At 36.7% G+C, this 19,304-nt stretch carries 16 protein-coding genes; 15 read left to right on the top strand and 1 reads right to left on the bottom strand.

Translation table 4 applies throughout. From position 1 onward, the window contains the following. The first annotated feature begins 9 nt into the window (after window positions 1-9). The 3 genes from rpoB to rmuC all read left to right on the top strand — a co-directional run bounded on the left by rpoB (window position 10) and on the right by rmuC (window position 9,113). A complete protein-coding gene (rpoB, locus tag EFREU_RS03480) occupies window positions 10-3,921 on the top strand; it encodes a DNA-directed RNA polymerase subunit beta (RefSeq protein WP_100609761.1) in 3,912 nt (1,303 codons plus the stop codon). After that, a complete protein-coding gene (rpoC, locus tag EFREU_RS03475; protein WP_100609760.1) occupies window positions 3,911-7,666 on the top strand; it encodes a DNA-directed RNA polymerase subunit beta' in 3,756 nt (1,251 codons plus the stop codon). Before rpoB ends, rpoC begins: the two co-directional genes overlap by 11 nt. Before the next feature lie 115 nt (window positions 7,667-7,781). Continuing rightward, window positions 7,782-9,113 (top strand): DNA recombination protein RmuC, encoded by a 1,332-nt coding sequence (gene rmuC, locus EFREU_RS03470; RefSeq protein WP_198507955.1) that lies wholly within the window; start codon window positions 7,782-7,784, stop codon window positions 9,111-9,113. A 42-nt stretch (window positions 9,114-9,155) separates the two neighbouring features. Here the strand turns inward: rmuC and EFREU_RS03465 are convergent, their stop codons facing one another. Next, on the bottom strand, window positions 9,156-9,452 hold the full coding sequence (locus EFREU_RS03465; RefSeq protein ID WP_157844571.1) for a rhodanese-like domain-containing protein: 297 nt from the start codon (window positions 9,450-9,452) through the stop codon (window positions 9,156-9,158). Window positions 9,453-9,577: 125 nt separating this feature from the next. On the opposite strand from EFREU_RS03465, the gene EFREU_RS03460 reads away from it, so the two are divergent. The 12 genes from EFREU_RS03460 to EFREU_RS03405 all read left to right on the top strand — a co-directional run bounded on the left by EFREU_RS03460 (window position 9,578) and on the right by EFREU_RS03405 (window position 19,273). Beyond that, window positions 9,578-10,033, top strand: coding sequence for an RpiB/LacA/LacB family sugar-phosphate isomerase (locus EFREU_RS03460; protein ID WP_100609757.1), 456 nt, complete (start codon window positions 9,578-9,580; stop codon window positions 10,031-10,033). Window positions 10,034-10,070: 37 nt separating this feature from the next. Further along, window positions 10,071-11,312, top strand: a complete 1,242-nt coding sequence (locus EFREU_RS03455) for a serine hydroxymethyltransferase (RefSeq protein WP_100609836.1) — start codon at window positions 10,071-10,073, stop codon at window positions 11,310-11,312. Between the two features lie 39 nt (window positions 11,313-11,351). Beyond that, entirely contained in the window at window positions 11,352-11,975 is a 624-nt protein-coding gene (upp, locus tag EFREU_RS03450; protein ID WP_100609756.1) for a uracil phosphoribosyltransferase, read from the top strand. 161 nt (window positions 11,976-12,136) lie between these two features. Then, a complete protein-coding gene (locus EFREU_RS03445; protein ID WP_100609755.1) occupies window positions 12,137-12,589 on the top strand; it encodes an MG406 family protein in 453 nt (150 codons plus the stop codon). After that, the gene (locus EFREU_RS03440) at window positions 12,582-13,484 is read left to right on the top strand and encodes a F0F1 ATP synthase subunit A (RefSeq protein ID WP_232673614.1); all 903 of its coding nucleotides are present in this window, start codon (window positions 12,582-12,584) and stop codon (window positions 13,482-13,484) included. Before EFREU_RS03445 ends, EFREU_RS03440 begins: the two co-directional genes overlap by 8 nt. 54 nt (window positions 13,485-13,538) lie before the next feature. Next, complete coding sequence (locus tag EFREU_RS03435) at window positions 13,539-13,862, top strand: ATP synthase subunit c family protein (RefSeq protein WP_100609754.1); 324 nt, start codon at window positions 13,539-13,541, stop codon at window positions 13,860-13,862. A gap of 21 nt (window positions 13,863-13,883) precedes the next feature. Further along, on the top strand, window positions 13,884-14,444 hold the full coding sequence (gene atpF, locus EFREU_RS03430) for a F0F1 ATP synthase subunit B (RefSeq protein ID WP_100609753.1): 561 nt from the start codon (window positions 13,884-13,886) through the stop codon (window positions 14,442-14,444). Further along, a complete protein-coding gene (locus EFREU_RS03425; RefSeq protein ID WP_100609752.1) occupies window positions 14,434-14,979 on the top strand; it encodes a F0F1 ATP synthase subunit delta in 546 nt (181 codons plus the stop codon). The genes atpF and EFREU_RS03425 overlap by 11 nt, the downstream gene beginning before the upstream one ends. Before the next feature lie 81 nt (window positions 14,980-15,060). Continuing rightward, a complete protein-coding gene (atpA, locus tag EFREU_RS03420; RefSeq protein WP_100609751.1) occupies window positions 15,061-16,638 on the top strand; it encodes a F0F1 ATP synthase subunit alpha in 1,578 nt (525 codons plus the stop codon). Between the two features lie 3 nt (window positions 16,639-16,641). Further along, window positions 16,642-17,493, top strand: a complete 852-nt coding sequence (atpG, locus tag EFREU_RS03415; RefSeq protein WP_100609750.1) for an ATP synthase F1 subunit gamma — start codon at window positions 16,642-16,644, stop codon at window positions 17,491-17,493. A 17-nt stretch (window positions 17,494-17,510) separates the two neighbouring features. Continuing rightward, window positions 17,511-18,956: a F0F1 ATP synthase subunit beta gene (gene atpD, locus EFREU_RS03410; RefSeq protein WP_100609834.1), complete on the top strand. Its 1,446-nt coding sequence runs from the start codon at window positions 17,511-17,513 to the stop codon at window positions 18,954-18,956. A gap of 17 nt (window positions 18,957-18,973) precedes the next feature. After that, a complete protein-coding gene (locus EFREU_RS03405) occupies window positions 18,974-19,273 on the top strand; it encodes a F0F1 ATP synthase subunit epsilon (protein WP_100609749.1) in 300 nt (99 codons plus the stop codon). The last annotated feature ends 31 nt before the right edge of the window (window positions 19,274-19,304 follow it).

Raw genomic sequence — 19,304 nt, 5'->3', positions numbered from 1 at the left:
AAATAATTAATGAGTTATAAAATCAAAAAAGTTAACCGAGGGGTTGAGCGCCGTGATTATACAAAGTATTCAAGTAAATTGCCGTTGCCAAACCTTGTGGAAATTCAAACAAACACATTTAAATGATTCCAAAAAGAAGGAATCCAAGAAGTTTTTAATGAAGTCTTTCCTATCCTTTCCAATGATGGAACAGCCGTTTTAACATTGGAAAATTGAGAATTTCGTCAACCAAGAACTTCAATCGCAACCGCGAAAAGTGAATCAAAAATTTACGAGGCACCAATTTATGCCAACCTTAAATTAGCTGTTTCAAGTCATGAAGAAATTCCCAAAATCTTAAATGAAGTTCCCTTTACTGACCCAAAACAATTAATCACCGAATGATTAAAAGAAAGAACTGAAAACAAAGGAATTGTCTTTAAACAATCTTCAGGAAGTTCTTACTTCTTTGAGTTAAAGGTGAAGGGGAGTACTGTCCCAGATTCAATCCAAGTCGATGTTTTAGAAGATAAAGATAGCATGTTACTAGTAAATGTGGCTATTTATAAAACCGGGGAAGTTTTCTTGGGAGAATTCCCTTTAATGACTGACGCTGGAACTTTTATTATCAACGGATCGCAAAAAGTAATTGTGTCGCAATTGGTTCGCTCCCCAGGAGCTTATTTCAACCGTGAGCTAAACCGTAAGAATGGGGAAATAATTTATTCAGTGGATATTATTCCTTCACGTGGAACATGGTTAGAATTCGAAACTGAAACCAAGAAACTTGCTGACAATAAAGGACATAGTTTGTTCTATGTTAAGATTGACAAATCTCGTAAATGTACTGCTACATCTTTATTAACCACTTTAGGTCTTCACAAAGATGCTATTTTAAATCTTTTTGATCAAGCTCCATTGTTAGCTAATACTTACCAACAAGATAATTGAACTGGTAATTGACAAGCTGATTGAGATAATCAGGTTCAAGAAATTTATAAAAAAATCCGTCAAGGTGAAACTGCCACTGCCGAAGGAGCATCGAAATATATTTACGGACTTCTATTTGACAAACGTAAATACGATCTAACTAAGGCTGGACGTTTTAAACTACAACAAAAATTAACAGTTGCTAATCGTTTGCTTGGTCAAACTTTAGCCGAAGACATTGTAGATGTTGATGGCAAGGTTTTAGTTGCTAAAAATACTGAAGTTACTCGCGAAAACTTTAGCCATATCCAAGAAATTTTATCTAAGAATGTGATGTTAGAAACCATTGAATTTGATAGTGCCATTCCTGGACCAAATCAAGTGCAAAAAGTGCATATTTATGCCGATAAAGATAATCACAAAAAAATTCTTACTTTAATTGGTGTCCCTTATGGTTTAACCGAAGAATGTCTAACTGTACCCGACATTTTGGCAACTATGTCTTATGAAATTTCGTTAATGAATAATGTTGGGGAAATTGATGATATTGACCATCTAGGAAATCGTCGTGTTAGAACAGTTGGAGAATTATTACAAAACCAATTCCGAATTGGGATGATGCGTATTGAAAAGAACGTTAAAGAAAAATTAGCAACTTCAAACCTTTACAAAATCAAACCTTCAACTATTATTAACAACAAACCATTAACAGCGATTATTGGTGAGTTTTTCAACTTATCACAACTATCGCAATTCATGGACCAAATTAACCCGTTATCGGAGCTTACAAACAAACGTCGTTTAACAGCTTTGGGGCCTGGAGGATTATCACGTGATCGCGCTGGTTTAGAAGTGCGGGATGTCCATCCTTCGCATTACGGAAGAATTTGTCCGATTGAAACTCCAGAAGGGCCAAACATCGGGTTGATTAACAACTTAGCTTGCTATGCCCAAGTTAATGAACATGGTTTCATTACTACTCCTTACCGTAAAGTGACCAATGGTGTAATTGACAATAATGACATTCATTATCTAACTGCTAGTGAAGAAGGAAACTATATCATTTCGCAATCATCAATTAAACAAGATGATGATGGCAAAATTTTGGAAAAAAATGTTGTGGCCCGTTATAAAGGTGAAGACATGATTGCCGATGTTAAGGATGTTGATTATATCGATGTCTCGCCAAAACAGATTGTTTCCATTGCGACTTCGGGAATTCCGTTCTTGGAAAACGATGATGCCAACCGTGCTTTAATGGGAGCCAACATGCAACGTCAAGCGGTCCCTTTATTGAATCCAGAATCACCAATTGTTGGAACTGGTATTGAATTTGAAGCGGCTCGTGACTCTGGAGCAGCTATTGTTGCCGAAGAAAATGCTCTTGTTAAATATGTTGACTCAAACTTAATTACGACTGAATCAAAAGAAGGTATTAAAACTTATACTTTAGCAAGTTTTGAACGTTCAAACAACGGAACCGCTTTAGTACATCGTCCGATTGTTAAAGTTGGTGACAAAATTGAAAAAGGCCAAATCATTGCTGATGGTCCATCAATGGATAAAGGTGAATTAGCTATTGGTCAAAACGTAGTGGTTGCCTTTACAACTTATAATGGTTACAACTTTGAAGATGCCATTATTATGAGCGAACGTGTTGTGATGGAAGATCGTTTTACTTCAATTCATATTGATGAATATTCAATCGAACGCCGCAACACTAAACAAGGAGCAGAAGATATTACTCGTGATGTGCCAAACATTAGCGAGGCTGCGAAGAAATATCTTGATGCCGATGGAATTGTGGCGCCGGGAACTGAAGTCAAGGTTGGAGATATTTTGGTTGGAAAAGTCACTCCTAAAGGACAAGCTCAACTTTCACCAGAAGACAAATTACTTCATGCTATTTTTGGTGAAAAATCACGTAATGTTAAAGATAATTCGCTTCGAGTACCAAATGGTGGTGAAGGAATTGTGCAATCAATCAAACGCTTCTCAAGAGAAGATGGTTTTGACTTGCCTGCCGACGTTTTAGAAGTGATTAAAATTTACATCGTTCAAAAACGTAAGATCCAAGAAGGTGACAAAATGTCAGGTCGCCATGGTAACAAAGGGGTTATTTCCCGTATCTTGCCAATTGAGGATATGCCACATTTAGAAGATGGAACTCCAGTTGATATTATGTTGAATCCTCAAGGGGTTCCTTCACGGATGAATATTGGTCAAATTCTTGAAATTCATTTAGGAATGGCTGCTAAAAAACTTGGCGTTAAAGTGGCTACTCCTGTCTTTGAAGGATTAAATGATAAAGAACTTAACGAAATCATGACTGAAGCTGGGATGACTAATTACGGAAAAGTAAAATTAATTGATGGTCAAACCGGTGATGTAATGGACAAACCAATCGCAGTTGGGGTAATGTACATGCTAAAACTTTCTCACATGGTTGATGACAAATTACATGCCCGAAATGTTGGACCATATTCGTTGATTACCCAACAACCTTTGGGAGGAAAAGCCCAAAATGGGGGACAACGTTTTGGAGAAATGGAAGTTTGAGCGCTTGAAGCTTATGGGGCAGCGCATACTCTTCGCGAAATCTTGACTATTAAATCTGATGATATTAAGGGAAGAACCAAAACTTATGAAGCCATTGTGCGTTCAAAAGAAATTCCAGAACCAGGAATTCCTGAGTCATTTAATGTGTTAACTAAAGAAATTATGGGTCTAGGATTTGACATGTACATGGAAGATGACGCTGGTCAAAAAATGGCCATTAAAGCCTATGACGACGAAGAAAGTCTAGACACGAATAAAAACAAGTTAGCCTATGAGGACTTACAACTTGGTACTACCGATGAAATTATTAATAATTTAGATGCTGATCAAGGTCACAAAGTGGATACGACACCTCTACAAATTGATGGTTTTGGCGATGATGCTGAAAGTAATGATCTTTATGAAGATGAAACTAACTTAAGCGGAGAAAAGGAGATTGAAGATGGCATTTAATAAAAGTAAAAAGGCAATCAAAATTGAATTGGCATCGCCAGAAACAATTCGCTCATGATCTCACGGGGAAGTTTTAAAACCAGAAACAATTAACTATAAAAGTTTAAAAGCCGAAAAAGATGGTCTTTTTGACGAACGAATTTTTGGGCCTACTAAAAACTTTGAATGTGCCTGTGGGAAATATAAAAAAGCCAACCCAATGAACAAAGGAAAAATTTGTGAAAAGTGTGGGGTTGAATTAACTGAATCAATTGTCCGTCGTGAACGTATGGGGCATATTGAATTAGAAGAACCGGTAACTCACATTTGAATGCTGAAGGTGGCTCCTTCAAGAATCGCCACTTTGTTAGATTTAAAAGCAAAAGAATTAGAAGAAGTAGTTTACTTTGTTTCACACATTGTTTTAGAAGTCGGTGATATTAAAAATCTTAAGGTTGGAGAAGTATTGGATCTTGGGTGATCAAGTGCTTCAAAAACCCGTGAAAAATTAGCAGTGATTATTAAATCAATTATTGCCAAAATCGATGATGAAAATTCACGTGATTATAAAAAAGCTACTCGCCTATTATCAGAACTTGATAATACTAATGTGCCGTTTTCAATTGATGAAGCCACAAACTTAATTACTAAATATACTGGGGCTAAATTTGGGATTGGAGCTGAGGCTGTTGAATATCTTTTGAAAAAAATCGATATTGATGGAACAATTGTCAAATTAAAAGATGAACTAGCCGAAAAACGTGGTTCAATGGAACAAACCAAAATCATGCGTCGTCTAGAAGTTCTAGATGCTTTGAAAAAATCGGGAGCAAAACCAGAATGAATGATTTTAAGAGTTTTACCCGTAATTCCACCAGACATCCGTCCAATTATCCAATTAGATGGTGGTCGATTTACTACTTCGGAAATTAACGACCTTTACCGTCGTATTATCATTCGTAACGAACGTTTGAAAAAAATCAAAGAAATGGGTGCACCGTCAATCATTATTAATAATGAGAAACGTATGTTGCAAGAGGCTGTTGATGCTTTATTAGATAACGAACGTAAGCCGCGTCCTGTTGTCGGAAAAGACAAACGACCTTTGAAATCATTAACTTCGACTTTGAAAGGGAAACAAGGGCGCTTCCGTCAAAACTTATTAGGAAAACGTGTCGATTATTCTGGACGTTCGGTAATTGTTGTCGGACCAACCTTGAAAATGTATCAAGCCGGAATTCCTCGTGACATGGCGATTGTGCTTTTCAAGCCGTTTGTTATCCAATGATTACAAGAACATGATCATGCAGATAATGTAAAAGTTGCTGAAAAAATGATCCAACAAAATGACCCTCATATCTGGGAAGCTTTAGAACAAGTCATTAAAGACCGCCCAATTCTTTTAAACCGGGCACCAACTTTACACCGTTTAGGAATCCAAGCTTTTGAACCAAAACTAGTTAAAGGTAAAGCAATTCGCTTACATCCATTAGTAACTAGTGCCTTCAATGCCGATTTCGATGGGGACCAAATGGCTATCCATGTGCCCATTACGAAAGAAGCGGTTGGAGAAGCCCGCGCCTTAATGTCGGGTGCCAATGCAATTTTGGGACCTAAGGATGGTAAAGCCATTGTTACTCCAACCCAAGATATGATTCTTGGTAATTACTATGTAACCTTGGAAGAAAAAGGTGTCTCAGGTGAAGGGATGATGTTCTATGATGCTCAAGAAGCCATTCGTACTTATGAAATGGGGAACTTGAACCTTAATGCCCTAATTGGAATTGCTGTTAAAGGTTTAAATAGTAACAAATTTCCACGCGGTAGCGAAAATAAATATATTTTAACTACTGTAGGGCGCTTAATCTTTAACAACATTTTTGAAGAACCTTTCCCCTGATTGAATTCACCAAAAATCAGCGAAGCTGAAAACGAGATTCATAAATATCTCTTTGATTTTAGTGAAGATATTGTGGATGCTATTGAGCACCACGAAATTAGCCAACCAATGAAAAATAGCGAACTTTCGTTAATCATTGAAAAATATTTCGAAAAATACGGTTCACGTAAAACAGCTCAAATGTTAGATAACATGAAAGACGTTGGTTACTATTTCTCAACTAAATCAGGTACTACCATCTCTGCTGGCGACGTTGTTGCCTATACTAAAAAATATGACGAGTTCAAAGAAGCAGATAAGAAAGTTAACGAAATCACTGATTTCTATAACCAAGGAATGTTAACTGCTAATGAAAAGAAACAACGTGTCATTGGGGTATGGTCGGAATTAAAAGATAATATTCAAAAAGAACTTTCAAATATCTTGAAACAAGATCCTAAAAATCCAGTTTTCGTCATGGCTGATTCTGGAGCCCGTGGTAACGTTTCGAACTTCACACAACTTGTAGGGATGCGTGGGTTAATGAACGATACTAAGGGGGATATTAAAGAAATTCCGATTAAGTCTTCATTCCGTGAGGGCTTAACAGTGTCAGAATACTTTATTTCAACTCATGGAGCCCGTAAGGGAATGGCTGATATTGCCTTGAAAACTGCCGACTCAGGTTACTTGACTCGTCGTTTAGTTGATGTTTCACAAGAAATCGTTGTGACTAGCGATGACTGTTTTGCAACTACAGGTTTCAATGTTGGAGCTATTGTGGACACAAAACATGACAACGTAATCGTGCCTTTAAAAGACCGTTTAGTTGGTCGTTATAGCTTTGATGACATTGAAGATGAAGCCGGTAATATTATCGTGCCAAAAGACACTCTAATTACCAAAGACTTAGCGGCAAAAATTGTTGCCGCAGGTATTAAAAACGTTACAATTCGTTCCGTACTAACTTGTGAAGAATCACGTGGAGTATGTAAAAAATGTTATGGTGTTGATTTAGCAACTGGTGAAGTTGTTAAATATGGGGAACCGGTCGGAGTTGTTGCCGCCCAATCAATTGGAGAACCAGGAACGCAATTAACAATGCGTAACTTCCATACTGGGGGGGTAGCCGGAGATGCCGATATTACCCAAGGTCTACCACGTATTAAAGAATTGTTAGACGTGACTGCACCGAAGGGTTCGGTAGCGATTATTTCTGAAATCGAAGGTGAAGTCCAAGATATTACCGACGAAGATGGTTTCTATACTATTACCATTGTTAATGATTGAGAGACTAAAAAATACCATACGCAATTCCATGCTATTTTGCGTGTTAAAGTTGGTGACAAAGTACAATTGGGTCAAAAACTAACTGAAGGAGCCATTGATCTTCGTCAATTACTAGAAGTGGCTCGTGTTGAAGATGTTCAAAACTACATCTTGAAAGAAGTTCAAAAAGTTTATCGTTTACAAGGAATCGAAATTTCTGATAAATATATCGAAATCATTGTTAAACAAATGTTAAACAAAGTCCGTGTTATTGATGGAATGGATAGTGAATTACTTCCTGGTGAAGTCTTGACTACTCAAGCCTACAAAGCTAGTGTAGCAACAGCCTTAATGGAAGGCAAAAAACCAGCCTTGGTGAAACCAGTTATTTTTGGAATTAAGAAAGCGCCTTTGGAATCAAGCTCATGATTATCTTCAGCTTCGTTCCAAGATACAGCTCGAGTACTTTCAAAAGCAATTATCCGTGGAAAAGTTGACCATTTAGAAGGATTAAAAGAAAACATTATGTTAGGAAACTTAATCCCTGCTGGTACTGGTTTAACTGGTGCCGAAGCCGTTATGGCTCTTGGTGAAGAATACCACAAAAACGAATATTAATAACTTCTTAATAAATCTACATAAAAAGCACAATTTGACAAAGGGTAATTTGCCCCTAGTCTAGAATTGTGCTTTTTCTTTTGCTATGCTTTGTTTGGTAATAATGGAGAATTTGATGATTGGGATTTATGTTTTAAGTGGGTTAATCTTAGCGGCCTTATTAATTTTACTTTTTATAATGATTAGAAATAATAAACAACAAGATAAAAGAACCTTAGACCAACAACCATTGGCGCTTCCTAATTTAGAAGGAATGGCCAAGGTGGATGATATTATTCACTCTAAAGAACTTTTATCGACAAAAATCGAAAGTGTTAACCAGGCCCTTAATGATTATAAAAAGGACCTTAAGGAGTCCATTAAAGATTTGGATAAAAACGCTAATGATTCAAACATTAAAACTAGTGAACACCTTGGCGGCCTTTTGGCAAAAGTGGAAACTCTGCAAGATGATTTGAACGGCAAAAACGGTCTCTTAACAAACTATTTGCATAGTCAAAGAACCCAAATGGAAAATTCTTTTGGTGATGTTAAAAAAAGTTTAGCAACTTTAAATGAGGCATCACAAGGACTCCAACGAGGCCTAATGGCAAACAACACTGGTTTGACAACTAACCTCAACCAACAACAATTAAAAATGGATACAGCCTTTGAAAATGTGTTGAAAAGTCTGACGGTTTTAAATGAGACTTCGCAAGGTATCAAAACAATTGAGGGTTCGGTCCAAACTTTACAAAACATCTTTTTAAATAATAATAAAGCGCGAGGGAATCTTGGTGAGTATGTTTTAGAAAAACTTTTGAATGATGTTTATGGTGCCAACCAAGATTTATGAGAACTTCAAGTCACTTTACCAAACCAAACAATTGTTGATGCTTTAGTAAAAACGGGAACTGATAAAGAAAACATTGCGATTGACTCTAAATTTCCGTTAACTAATTACAATAACTACGTAATGGCCACTGATAAGCAAAGTCAAGAACGTTACCTAAGTGCATTTGCTCACGATTTTAAAGAAAGAATTAAGGAAGCGACGAAATTTATTACACCAAAAAATAATATTAGCAGTGTGATAATGTTTGTCCCCTCAGAAGACATTTTTTCATTTGTGATTGCTAATTTCCAAGATGAAATTGTCCAATACGCCATGAAAAATAAGGTTTGGATTACCTCTCCAACAACCTTAGCGGCGACTTTATTCATTATTGATAAGCATCTTCAAGAAGGCAAATTAAATGCCAATTTGGATAAAGTAAAAGCTAATCTTTTAGCAATGAAAAAAGAATTAGATCGTTGAAATACGCGTTGAGGTGCCCTAAATAAAGACATCAATAAAGTCTTTGGGGATGCCAAAGATTTAAACATCACCACTGATAAAATTTACAATAAATATGAAAAGATTTATAAGGACCAAAGTGCCCAAATTTTAGTTGAAAATATTGACTAGATAAACAAAAAACTCTAGACCCCGTCTAGAGTTTTTTGTTTGTTATTTATCTAAACCTTCCATTCCACCAAGAAGTAGGTAAACATTATCATAGCCATTTTTTCGGTAAGCCCGAGCGCTAACACCACTCCTATTGCCAGCATTACAAAACATGATTAGTTTACTCTTTTTATCCGGAAACAACGTGGTCATTTCGTCAATTACTTTGGGGTAAGGAATATTAATGGCCCCAGGATATTTCTTTAGGTAAGTTAGTTCTTGAGGGGAACGAACATCAATCATTTTTCAGCCATCGTCTAAATAATGTTTGAGTTCCATTGACGTAATATAATCGCGCATAGATTTCTCCTTTATTAACCTAATTTGGTTTATTAAATTCATTATACTTTTTCCTAACCGTTTTGGTAATGTCCTTTGTTGTCTAAAAAATAACTTGATAGAATTAATAAGATTGGAGGCAATTAATGAAGAAACAAAAAATATATATGGCGAATGACCATACTGCAGAAAAGATGAAACGAGCAATTATGAATCATCTTCAAAATAAAGGGTATGAAGTCGTTGACTTAAGTCCTCTTAACGATGGGCAAAGTTGCAGTTATAGTGAAGAAGGACTTCGTCTTGGTGAGGCGATTGCTAAGGATAAAGACCAAGGGTCTTTAGGAATTGCAATTTGCGGCACTGGCGTTGGTATTTCAATTGCAGCCAACAAAGTTAAGGGAGTTCGCTGTGGATTGGTTTATGAATTAGAAACTGCCGCCTTGATTAAACAACATAATAATGCAAATGTCATGGCTACAGGAGCACGCTTGATTGCTATCGAGAAAGCGTTGTTACTTGTTGACACCTTCTTGGAAACTAACTTTGAAGGTGGACGCCATGTAGAAAGAGTAGCCACTATTGATGATTACCTTGGTTAATAACTTAGACAAAAATATAGAAGAAATGGATACAAATATGAATCGAAAATTAGATACACGTTTACAAAATGCCATGAATAATGAATTAAAACGCCAACAAACCCATATTGAATTAATTGCTTCCGAAAATTATGTCTCAGATGCTGTTTTAATGGCAAATGGATCAATTTTAACTAATAAATATGCTGAAGGCTATCCAGGAAAACGTTATTACGGAGGCTGCGAATATATTGATGAAGTGGAGACTTTAGGAATTGAAACAGCAAAAAAATTATTTAGTGCTGAATACGCCAACCTTCAACCTCATTCTGGTTCGCAAGCAAATGAAGCAGCTTATCGTTCTATTTTAAAACCAGGTGACAAGGTGGTATCGATGAGTTTGGATGCTGGTGGTCATCTCACCCATGGTTATCCACTAAACTTCTCGGGTTCACTTTATGACTTTGCTTTTTATGGAGTTAATCCGCAAACTGAAGAACTTGATTTTGCGGAAATTGAAGCGGTAGTAATGAAACAGCAACCAAAGTTGATTGTTGCTGGGGCTAGTGCCTATTCAAGAACAATTGACTTCAAGAAGTTTCGAGAAATTGCTGACAAGGTAGGAGCTTACCTAATGGTTGACATGGCTCATATCGCTGGTCTAGTAGCTGCTGGAGTCCACCCAAATCCTGTTGAATACGCTGACATTGTGACTACTACTACTCACAAAACCCTTCGGGGAGCTCGTGGAGGAATGATTTTAGCGAAAGCTGATTTAGGAAAACAAATTAATTCTGCTGTTTTCCCGGGTACCCAAGGGGGGCCTTTAGAAAACCTAATTGCTGGAAAAACCCAAGCCTTATTAGAAGCTTCAACTCCAGAATTTAGAGAATATGGAGCTCAAATTGTCAAAAACGCCCAAGCTTTAGCAGAAAGCTTACAAAGTGGGGGTGTACGTTTGGTTGCTGGAGGTACAGATAATCACTTAATCAACTTTGAAGTTAAAGAAACCTTTGGCATTACTGGCCGTAAGGCTGAAAAGATTTTAGAATCAATTGGTATTGTAACCAACAAGGAACTATTACCATTTGATAAAGAAAGTCCCTTTAACACTTCAGGACTACGAGTTGGGACCCCAGCAATGACGACTCGTGGGTTCAAAGAAAAAGAATTTACCGAAGTAGGACGCATTATTTCGGCCGCTTTAAAAGATCAAAGTTCTGAAAACCTTGCAAAATTGCACCAAGAAGTTTTAAATCTTTGTGAAGCTTTTCCTATTTATGAAGGACTTAAATATTAAGACCTAATTACTAAATGGAAAAAAGAGGAGAAGAAAATAATGGCCTTTACAGAAGTCAAACACCCTTTGATTCAAGACAAGTTAACGCGTATGCGTAAATCTGACACTTCATCAAAGGATTTTAAAGAAAACCTAAGCGAAATCGCCAGCTTAATGGTTTATGAAATTACGCGCGATATTCCTTTAAAAACTATTGAAGTGAAAACTCCAATTACAAATACAAAGGGCTATACCATTGAAACCCCTGTCGTAATCGTACCTATTTTACGAGCTGGTTTAGGAATGACTGATGGGATTCAAAACTTAATTCCAACAGCCAGAATTGCTCATGTCGGCATGTATCGTGACGAAACAACATTGAAGCCAAAACAATATTATGCTAAGCACCCTGACAATATTGAAAATAGTTTTTTAATTGTTGTTGATCCAATGTTGGCTACTGGCGGAAGTGCTATCGCAGCTATTGATATTGTGAAACAATGGGGGGCAAAAGACATTAAATTTGTTTGCCTTGTCGCAGCCCCAGAAGGAGTTAAGGCTTTAGTACAAGCCCACCCTGATGTTGATATTTTTGCTGCTAGTCTTGATCATCATCTTAATGAAAAAGGCTACATTGTGCCCGGGCTTGGTGATGCTGGTGATAGAATTTTTGGAACTAAATAATCATAAAAAAACCCTTTTTCGAAAGGTTTTTTTTATGATTAAAGCAGTAGGAGCTTACGAAATTTTCTTTTTAAAAAGTTTTGATAAAAAGAAAAAGGAGTACAATTATTCCTATGGAAAAAAGAGAAGAGTAGAATAAACACAAATGGAGTCGTGCACCGATGAAAAAAGGCATTACTAAATTAGGCCATCAACCTTTTAAAGACAAAAAACGGTGGCTAGTTTATTTTGTTTTTTGTTCTATTAGTTTAATATCCACATTAATTTTGGGAGTTTTAGTAGGCGCCAAAATTATTGAGTGAAATTGACTAACGGGTCAGATAATTGGATCAATTTCCGCAATTTTAGCCTTTAATTTAGCAAATTATAGTCTAAAGGTTCTGCTTAAAAGTGAAAACTACTATTTATATTATTTTTTCTATACATTAAGGTTGGGTCTTTATGTGGCGCCACTTTTATTGGCGCTCCTTATCCCATCACAGCCATTTTATTGAGTGGGCGTTATTATCGGTTTATCCCCTATTTTAGTAATTCCCCTTTTCCAAACCTGGTTGATTAATAAAAAATATCGACCAGTTCATGTTAAAAGCAAGGGAGGTGAAAAATTTGATTAATAATTGATGACTTTTTTTAGCAGACGATAATAAATTCGCCACGCTTTGAGAAGTCCAAATGCAATTAACATCAATCATTTTAACAACCATTTTGATTTGTACCTTTTCGATTATCTATAATGTGAAAATTCGCAACCACCATGTCGGTGAAAAAATGAGTGGTTTTCTCGTTCTTGTCGAAATGTTTATTACCAAAGTCGAAGATTTGGTTGTTTCCATTATGGGACGTCGCTACCGAAAATTAACTCCTTATGCGATGTACATTATTCTTTATATTGTAGTTTCCTCAATTCTGAGTCTCTTAGGCTTTGAATCGGTGGCTACTTCTTATACAGTTGCCTTTTCAATGGGATTTGTAACCTTTATCCTCATTTATTATTTTGGTTTTCGTTACCAAAAATTAGCTTACTTTAAACGTTACTTAAACCCTATCGAATTATTCACACAATTTACTCCACTTTTCTCAATTTCCTTTCGGTTATTTGGGAATATATTAGGTGGAGCAATCATTATGGGATTGGTTTACGCCTTAGGAATTGGCATTGAAGCCGGATGAGCAGGGGGAAGTGTTTCGAGAATCTGAAATAGCGATGGTGATTGAGCCGCCAATTGAGACCAACAATATATTTACTTTTGAACCGGTTTCAATATTTTCACGACACTATTAGCCCCATGATTGCATATGTACTTTGATTTATTTGATGGGGTAATCCAGTCAATCGTCTTTACCATGTTGACGCTATCTTATTGAGCCGAAGCAATGGGAGAAGAAGGCGAAAAAGAAACTGTTAAACGTCATGCACGTAGACACGGTAAGGCCTTACATCATGAGAGTGATGTTGAGCTAGATTTAGATCGTGCGCTGAAAAATGAAAAACGCACTGTTGTCGTTTAGTAAAAATAAACATAGCAATAGTGTCTTAATTTAAAACAAGGAGATTTAAAACAAATGTTGATGACAGAGTTAATTAACAATGTATACGCAAATTTATTTAGTGCTTTTGCCACTATCTTACCTAACTTTTTAGCTGATGCTAATGACACTAGCACTGGTTTTGGTTTAAAGATGATTGGAGCTGGTTTAGCTGCAGTCGGAATGATTGGAGCTGGTTTAGGACAAGGAATTATTGGTCAAGGAGCATGTATGGCTATTGGTCGTAATCCAGAAGTCGCTTCAAAAATTACTTCAACAATGATTATCGGGGCCGGAATTGCTGAATCAGGTGCCATTTATGCCTTGGTAATTGCCATTTTGATTATCTTTGTGGCCTAGAAAAGGAAAGAGAGGGTTAAAATGGACGAATTTTTGGTCTTATTAACAAATACTCCGGGTGTGCCGGATGTAGTTGGTTTACTATTCCCAAATTTACCCAACTTTATTGCCCATGTTTTAGCCACAATTGTGATTGTTGTTTTTTTAGCGAAAGTAGTTTATAAACCCTTTCGTGAATCAATTGATAAACGTCGGGATAAAATTGATGAAGTTTTGAATGAGGCCATTGTCAAGCAGACAACTGCTAACCGTGACCGTAAGGACGCAGCCCAATTATTAAGAGAAGCGAAAACTGAATCGGTAGAAATTGTGGAAAAAGCCCGCATTGAAGCTGATTCGCAAAAAGCTGATATTTTAGAAGCTGCCAATATCGAAGCTTCTAACTTACAAGGTTATGCTAAAAAATCGGTGGCTCGTGAACGAGCTAAAGCTGAAGGTGAAATTCACGAAGCAATCGTTAACGTAGCCTTGCAAGCTGCTTCAAAAATTTTGGAAGAAAAAATTGATGATTCTAAAGACAAAAAGATGATTGATGAATTTATTGCTAATTTAGATAAGGATAATAAAGACGATGTTGCTTAGTGAAACAGTTATTGATAACTGAGCTGAAGCTTTGAAAAAAATTGCCTTAGAAAATAATAAAGTTGATGAATTTATTGATCAAGCCAATCTTATTGTTGATGTTTTAAAAGGACAACCAGAGTTCATTAAAATTTTGGATAGCAAAAGCCAAAAAGCTAACAAGGCAAAAATTATTGATGAAACATTTATCAATAATGGTGTTGATGAAACTTTAGGAAATGCTTTAAAAATTTTAGCGGAAACCAACAAGTTTTCTTATGCGCGTACCATTATGAAACATTTACGAAAAAAATTAATGCACTTGCAAAATGTTTTATATGGAGTTGCTTGAACAGTACGCCCATTAGATGAAAAACAATTGATGGCTATTGAAAACAAAATGACCAATTATTTTGGTCAAGAGGTACGTTTGGTGAATAAAATCGATCCTTCTTTAATTGGAGGAATCGAAGTTGTAGTGGCAAACCATGTTTTTGATGGTTCTGTCAAAGGAAAATTGGCACAGTTAAAAACTCGTGCTCTACACCAAAAATAAAATCGATCTCATAATAAACTAACGAAGAGTTTAAACCTCATCATTAGTTTATTTTTCGCGGGATTAAGAAAGGATTAGTTAATGGCTTTAAATATTAAAGATATTTCCGAAATCATTGGACAACAAATCAAAAATTATGGCAAAGATGTCATCAAATCAGAAGATGGAACTGTTATTACCGTCGGCGATGGAGTAGCCCTAATTAATGGTTTAGATCAAGCAATGATGGGTGAATTAATCCAATTTCCTCACGATGTTTATGGAATGGTTTTGAATCTTGAAGAGGGAGCCGTTGGGGCCGTTATTCTTGGAGACGATTCTTTAATCCGTGAGGGTGATATTGTAAAAAGAACTGGTAAAGTGGTCGAAACCGGTGTTGGTGACCATTTAATTGGTCGAGTGGTCAATGCTTTGGGTCAACCAATTGATGACCATGGAGTATTTAAGAAAGTAAAAACAAGGCCTGTCGAAAAATTAGCGACAGGAGTGATGGCGCGACAATCAGTCGACCAATCTTTGGAAACTGGTATTTTAACAATTGATGCGGCCATTCCTATCGGGAAAGGACAAAGAGAATTAATCATTGGTGATCGCCAAACGGGGAAAACCACGATTGCTTTGGATACCATCATTAACCAAAAAGGTAAAGATGTTAAATGTATTTACGTTTCTATTGGTCAAAAAGATTCGACAATTGCCCAAATTGCAGAAAAATTAAAAAAATATGGTGCAATGGATTACACTACCATTGTTAATGCTGGAGCAAGTGATTCTGCCCCTTTACAATTTTTAGCGCCTTATACGGGAGTTACAATTGCTGAAGAGTGAATGGAAAATGGCCAAGATGTTTTAATCGTTTATGATGATTTATCAAAACATGCTGTTGCTTATCGTGAGATGTCATTACTCTTACGTCGTCCACCAGGACGCGAAGCCTACCCTGGAGATGTTTTCTACCTTCATTCTCGTTTATTAGAACGTGCTGCCCGAGTTAATAAAGCTAATGGGGGTGGTTCAATTACAGCATTGCCAATTATTGAAACCCAAGTTGGTGATATTTCGGCCTATATTCCAACAAATGTCATCTCAATTACTGATGGACAAATCTTCTTATCAACAGCCTTATTCAACGCTGGAATTCGTCCTGCAATTGATATTGGTCTGTCGGTCTCGCGTGTTGGTTCATCAGCCCAAATCAAAGCGATGAAGCAAGTGGCTGGAACTTTAAAATTAGAATTAGCACAATATTATGAACTAGAGTCATTTTCTAAGTTTGGTTCAGATCTTGATGAAACCACTAAATCAGTTTTAGATCACGGGTCACGAATTATTGCCCTATTAAAGCAAAAACAATTTTCGCCACTTTCACAAGTTGATGAAGTAATTATTTTACTAGCCATTAAAAAAAGGTTAATTAAATGATTGCCAGTTCAAGAAATGCCAGAATTTAAGCGTGAGTTAATTGCCTATTTCAAAAAAAATGAAAAAGCAGCTAGTCTTCGTCATGAACTAAAAACAAAAGCAGCTTTCACTGATGAATTAATGGAAGAAATGACCAAAGAAATTGGCAAAGTGGTTGTCAAAATGACGGCTAATATTCCTGATTACAATCCAGATGATTATGGTTCAGCAGCAAGTTTTAAAAAGTTAGGAAAGTAGCTAATGGCCAACTTAAGTGAAATTAAAGCCGAAATGTCGGCCATTAATGACATCACCAAAATAACCTATGCGATGCAATTGGTGGCGACGGCTAAACTAAAAAAATACGGCAAACAAATCGTTGATACCCAACAGTTTGTTCAAGAAGTTTATCGTGTTTTTAACGAAATTATTCAACAAACAACCGATTCGCCTTTTTTAGCAGATCCGAAAAAACCAATCAAAAAAACTCTTTGAATTGTAATTAATTCCAATTTGGGTCTTTGTGGGGGTTATAATGTCAACCTTAATAAAGTAGTTTTCCCCCAACTAAAACCAAACGATGAAGTTTTTGCCATTGGTCAAAAAGCAATTAATTTTTATAAAAATAAAGATGTTAAAATTCATAATCAACGGACTGATTTGGAAGGCAATTTAGAACCTTCAGTCATTAACGAAGTTGGTCACGAAGTTTTAGATTACTATACAAGTGGTGAATTTGACGAAATTAAACTTGGTTATACTAAGTTTGTTAATAATGTCACTTTTACCCCCCAAGTGATTACACTTTTCCCCATTTCAAAACAAGAGGAAAAGGAAACTACTTTTAATCGTGAAGTCCAATTTGAACCTTCTGCTAAAGTCATTTTAGACACGACGGTAAATTTATACATTAATACCATTCTTTACGGAACCCTGGTAGAATCACAAGTTTCTGAACAAGCCTCGCGTCGCTTGGCAATGGAAAATGCGACTAACAATGGTGAAGAATTGGTTAATAAGTTGCATATTCAACATAATCGGCAACGTCAAGCGGCTATTACTCAAGAAATTAACGAAATTGTTTCTGGGGCTAATGCGCAAACAAATAATTAAAGGAGGTTTTAATGGGAATGTCTACAAAACAAGAAACTACCTCAAAAACTAAAGTTAACAAAAACAACCATGCAAATGGTGAAGTAGTGCAAGTTTTAGGTCCGGTAGTCGATGTTAAATTTGAGGAAGGTCAAATACCAAAGATTTATGATGCTTTAACAGTAGAAAATGGACCAGATACTTTGATTCTTGAAGTTGAACAACACATCGGAGATGAGATTGTCAGAACTATCGCTATGGGCCCAACTAATGGCCTAAAACGTGGAATGAAGGTTGCTAATACTAATTCTCCAATTACCGCTCCAACCGGTAAAGGGGCTTTAGGAAGAATGTTCAATGTTACTGGAAATGCAATTGATGAAAAACCTGAATTTGAAGGTCCTCGTAAGCCAATTCATCGCTCCGCACCAGCTTATGACCAACTTGTTACTAGTGCTGCGATTTTAGAAACAGGGATTAAGGTAATTGACTTGATTGCTCCCTTTGCTAAAGGAGGAAAAATTGGTCTTTTTGGAGGAGCTGGAGTTGGTAAAACAGTTCTAATCCAAGAATTAATTAATAATATCGCCAAAGCTCACCACGGGGTTTCTGTGTTCGTTGGGGTTGGTGAAAGAACTCGTGAAGGAAACGATTTATATCATGAATTCACTCAAGCGGGTGTTTTAGATAAAACTGCCTTAGTATTTGGACAAATGAACGAACCACCAGGGGCACGTATGCGTGTCGCTTTAACAGGGTTAACTATTGCGGAAAGTTTTCGTGATGATAACCAAATGGATGTCTTACTTTTCATTGATAATATTTTCCGGTTTACTCAAGCAGGAAGTGAAGTATCAGCCTTATTAGGCCGTATGCCCTCAGCCGTTGGTTACCAACCAACTTTATCGACAGAAATGGGATCGTTGCAAGAACGAATCACTTCCACTAAAAAGGGTTCAATCACTTCAGTCCAAGCTGTTTATGTTCCGGCTGATGACTTAACTGACCCAGCTCCAGCCACTACTTTTGCCCATTTAGATGGAAAAATTGTTTTAGACCGAAGTATTGCTGCCTTAGGAATTTATCCAGCAGTCGATCCTTTAGCTTCTTCTTCAAGAATGCTTGATCCAGAAGTTGTTGGTGAAGAGCATTATGCTATTGCTATGGAAGTTCAACAAATTCTCCAAAAATATAAAGAATTGCAATCAATTATTGCTATTTTAGGAATGGATGAACTAAGTGAAGAAGATAAATTACTAGTCAACCGTGCTCGTCGTGTCCGTAACTTCCTTTCACAACCTTTCTATGTTGGCGAAAAATTTACTGGTCGCCCGGGAACTTATGTAAAAATTGATGATACAGTAAGATCTTTCAAGGCCATCTTAGATGGCGAAGGGGATAAAATTCCTGAAATTCTTTTCATGAACGCTGGTACTTTTGCTGATGTGCAAAAACGCTACGCAACTGAAAAAGAGCAAAAATAAATGGAGGCTAGAGAGACATGGGCTTAAAACTGCGAATTGTCACTCCTAACGGACGTTTCATTAACGATAAGGTAGTTGATATTGTCAACATCCAAAGTATTGACGGTGATATGGGGATTCTCGAACATTCAATTCCTATCGTAACGGCTTTAAAAATTGGGGTTGTTACTTTCCGCGAGAAAGATGTGACAACTTATGTACATGTGCACCGTGGGATTATGGAAACCGATGGTGAACTTTGCACCATTATCACCGAACGTCTTTACCTTGTAGATGCTAATAAACAACGTTTGGAAACGCCTCATCATTTAAGTTAAACACTAAAAAACTCACTCTAGGAGTGAGTTT

The sequence above is a fragment of the Entomoplasma freundtii genome, from assembly GCF_002804205.1.
GTDB lineage: Bacteria > Bacillota_I > Bacilli_A > Mycoplasmatales > Mycoplasmataceae > Williamsoniiplasma > Williamsoniiplasma freundtii.
This window is presented reverse-complemented; position numbering and strand designations above follow the sequence as displayed.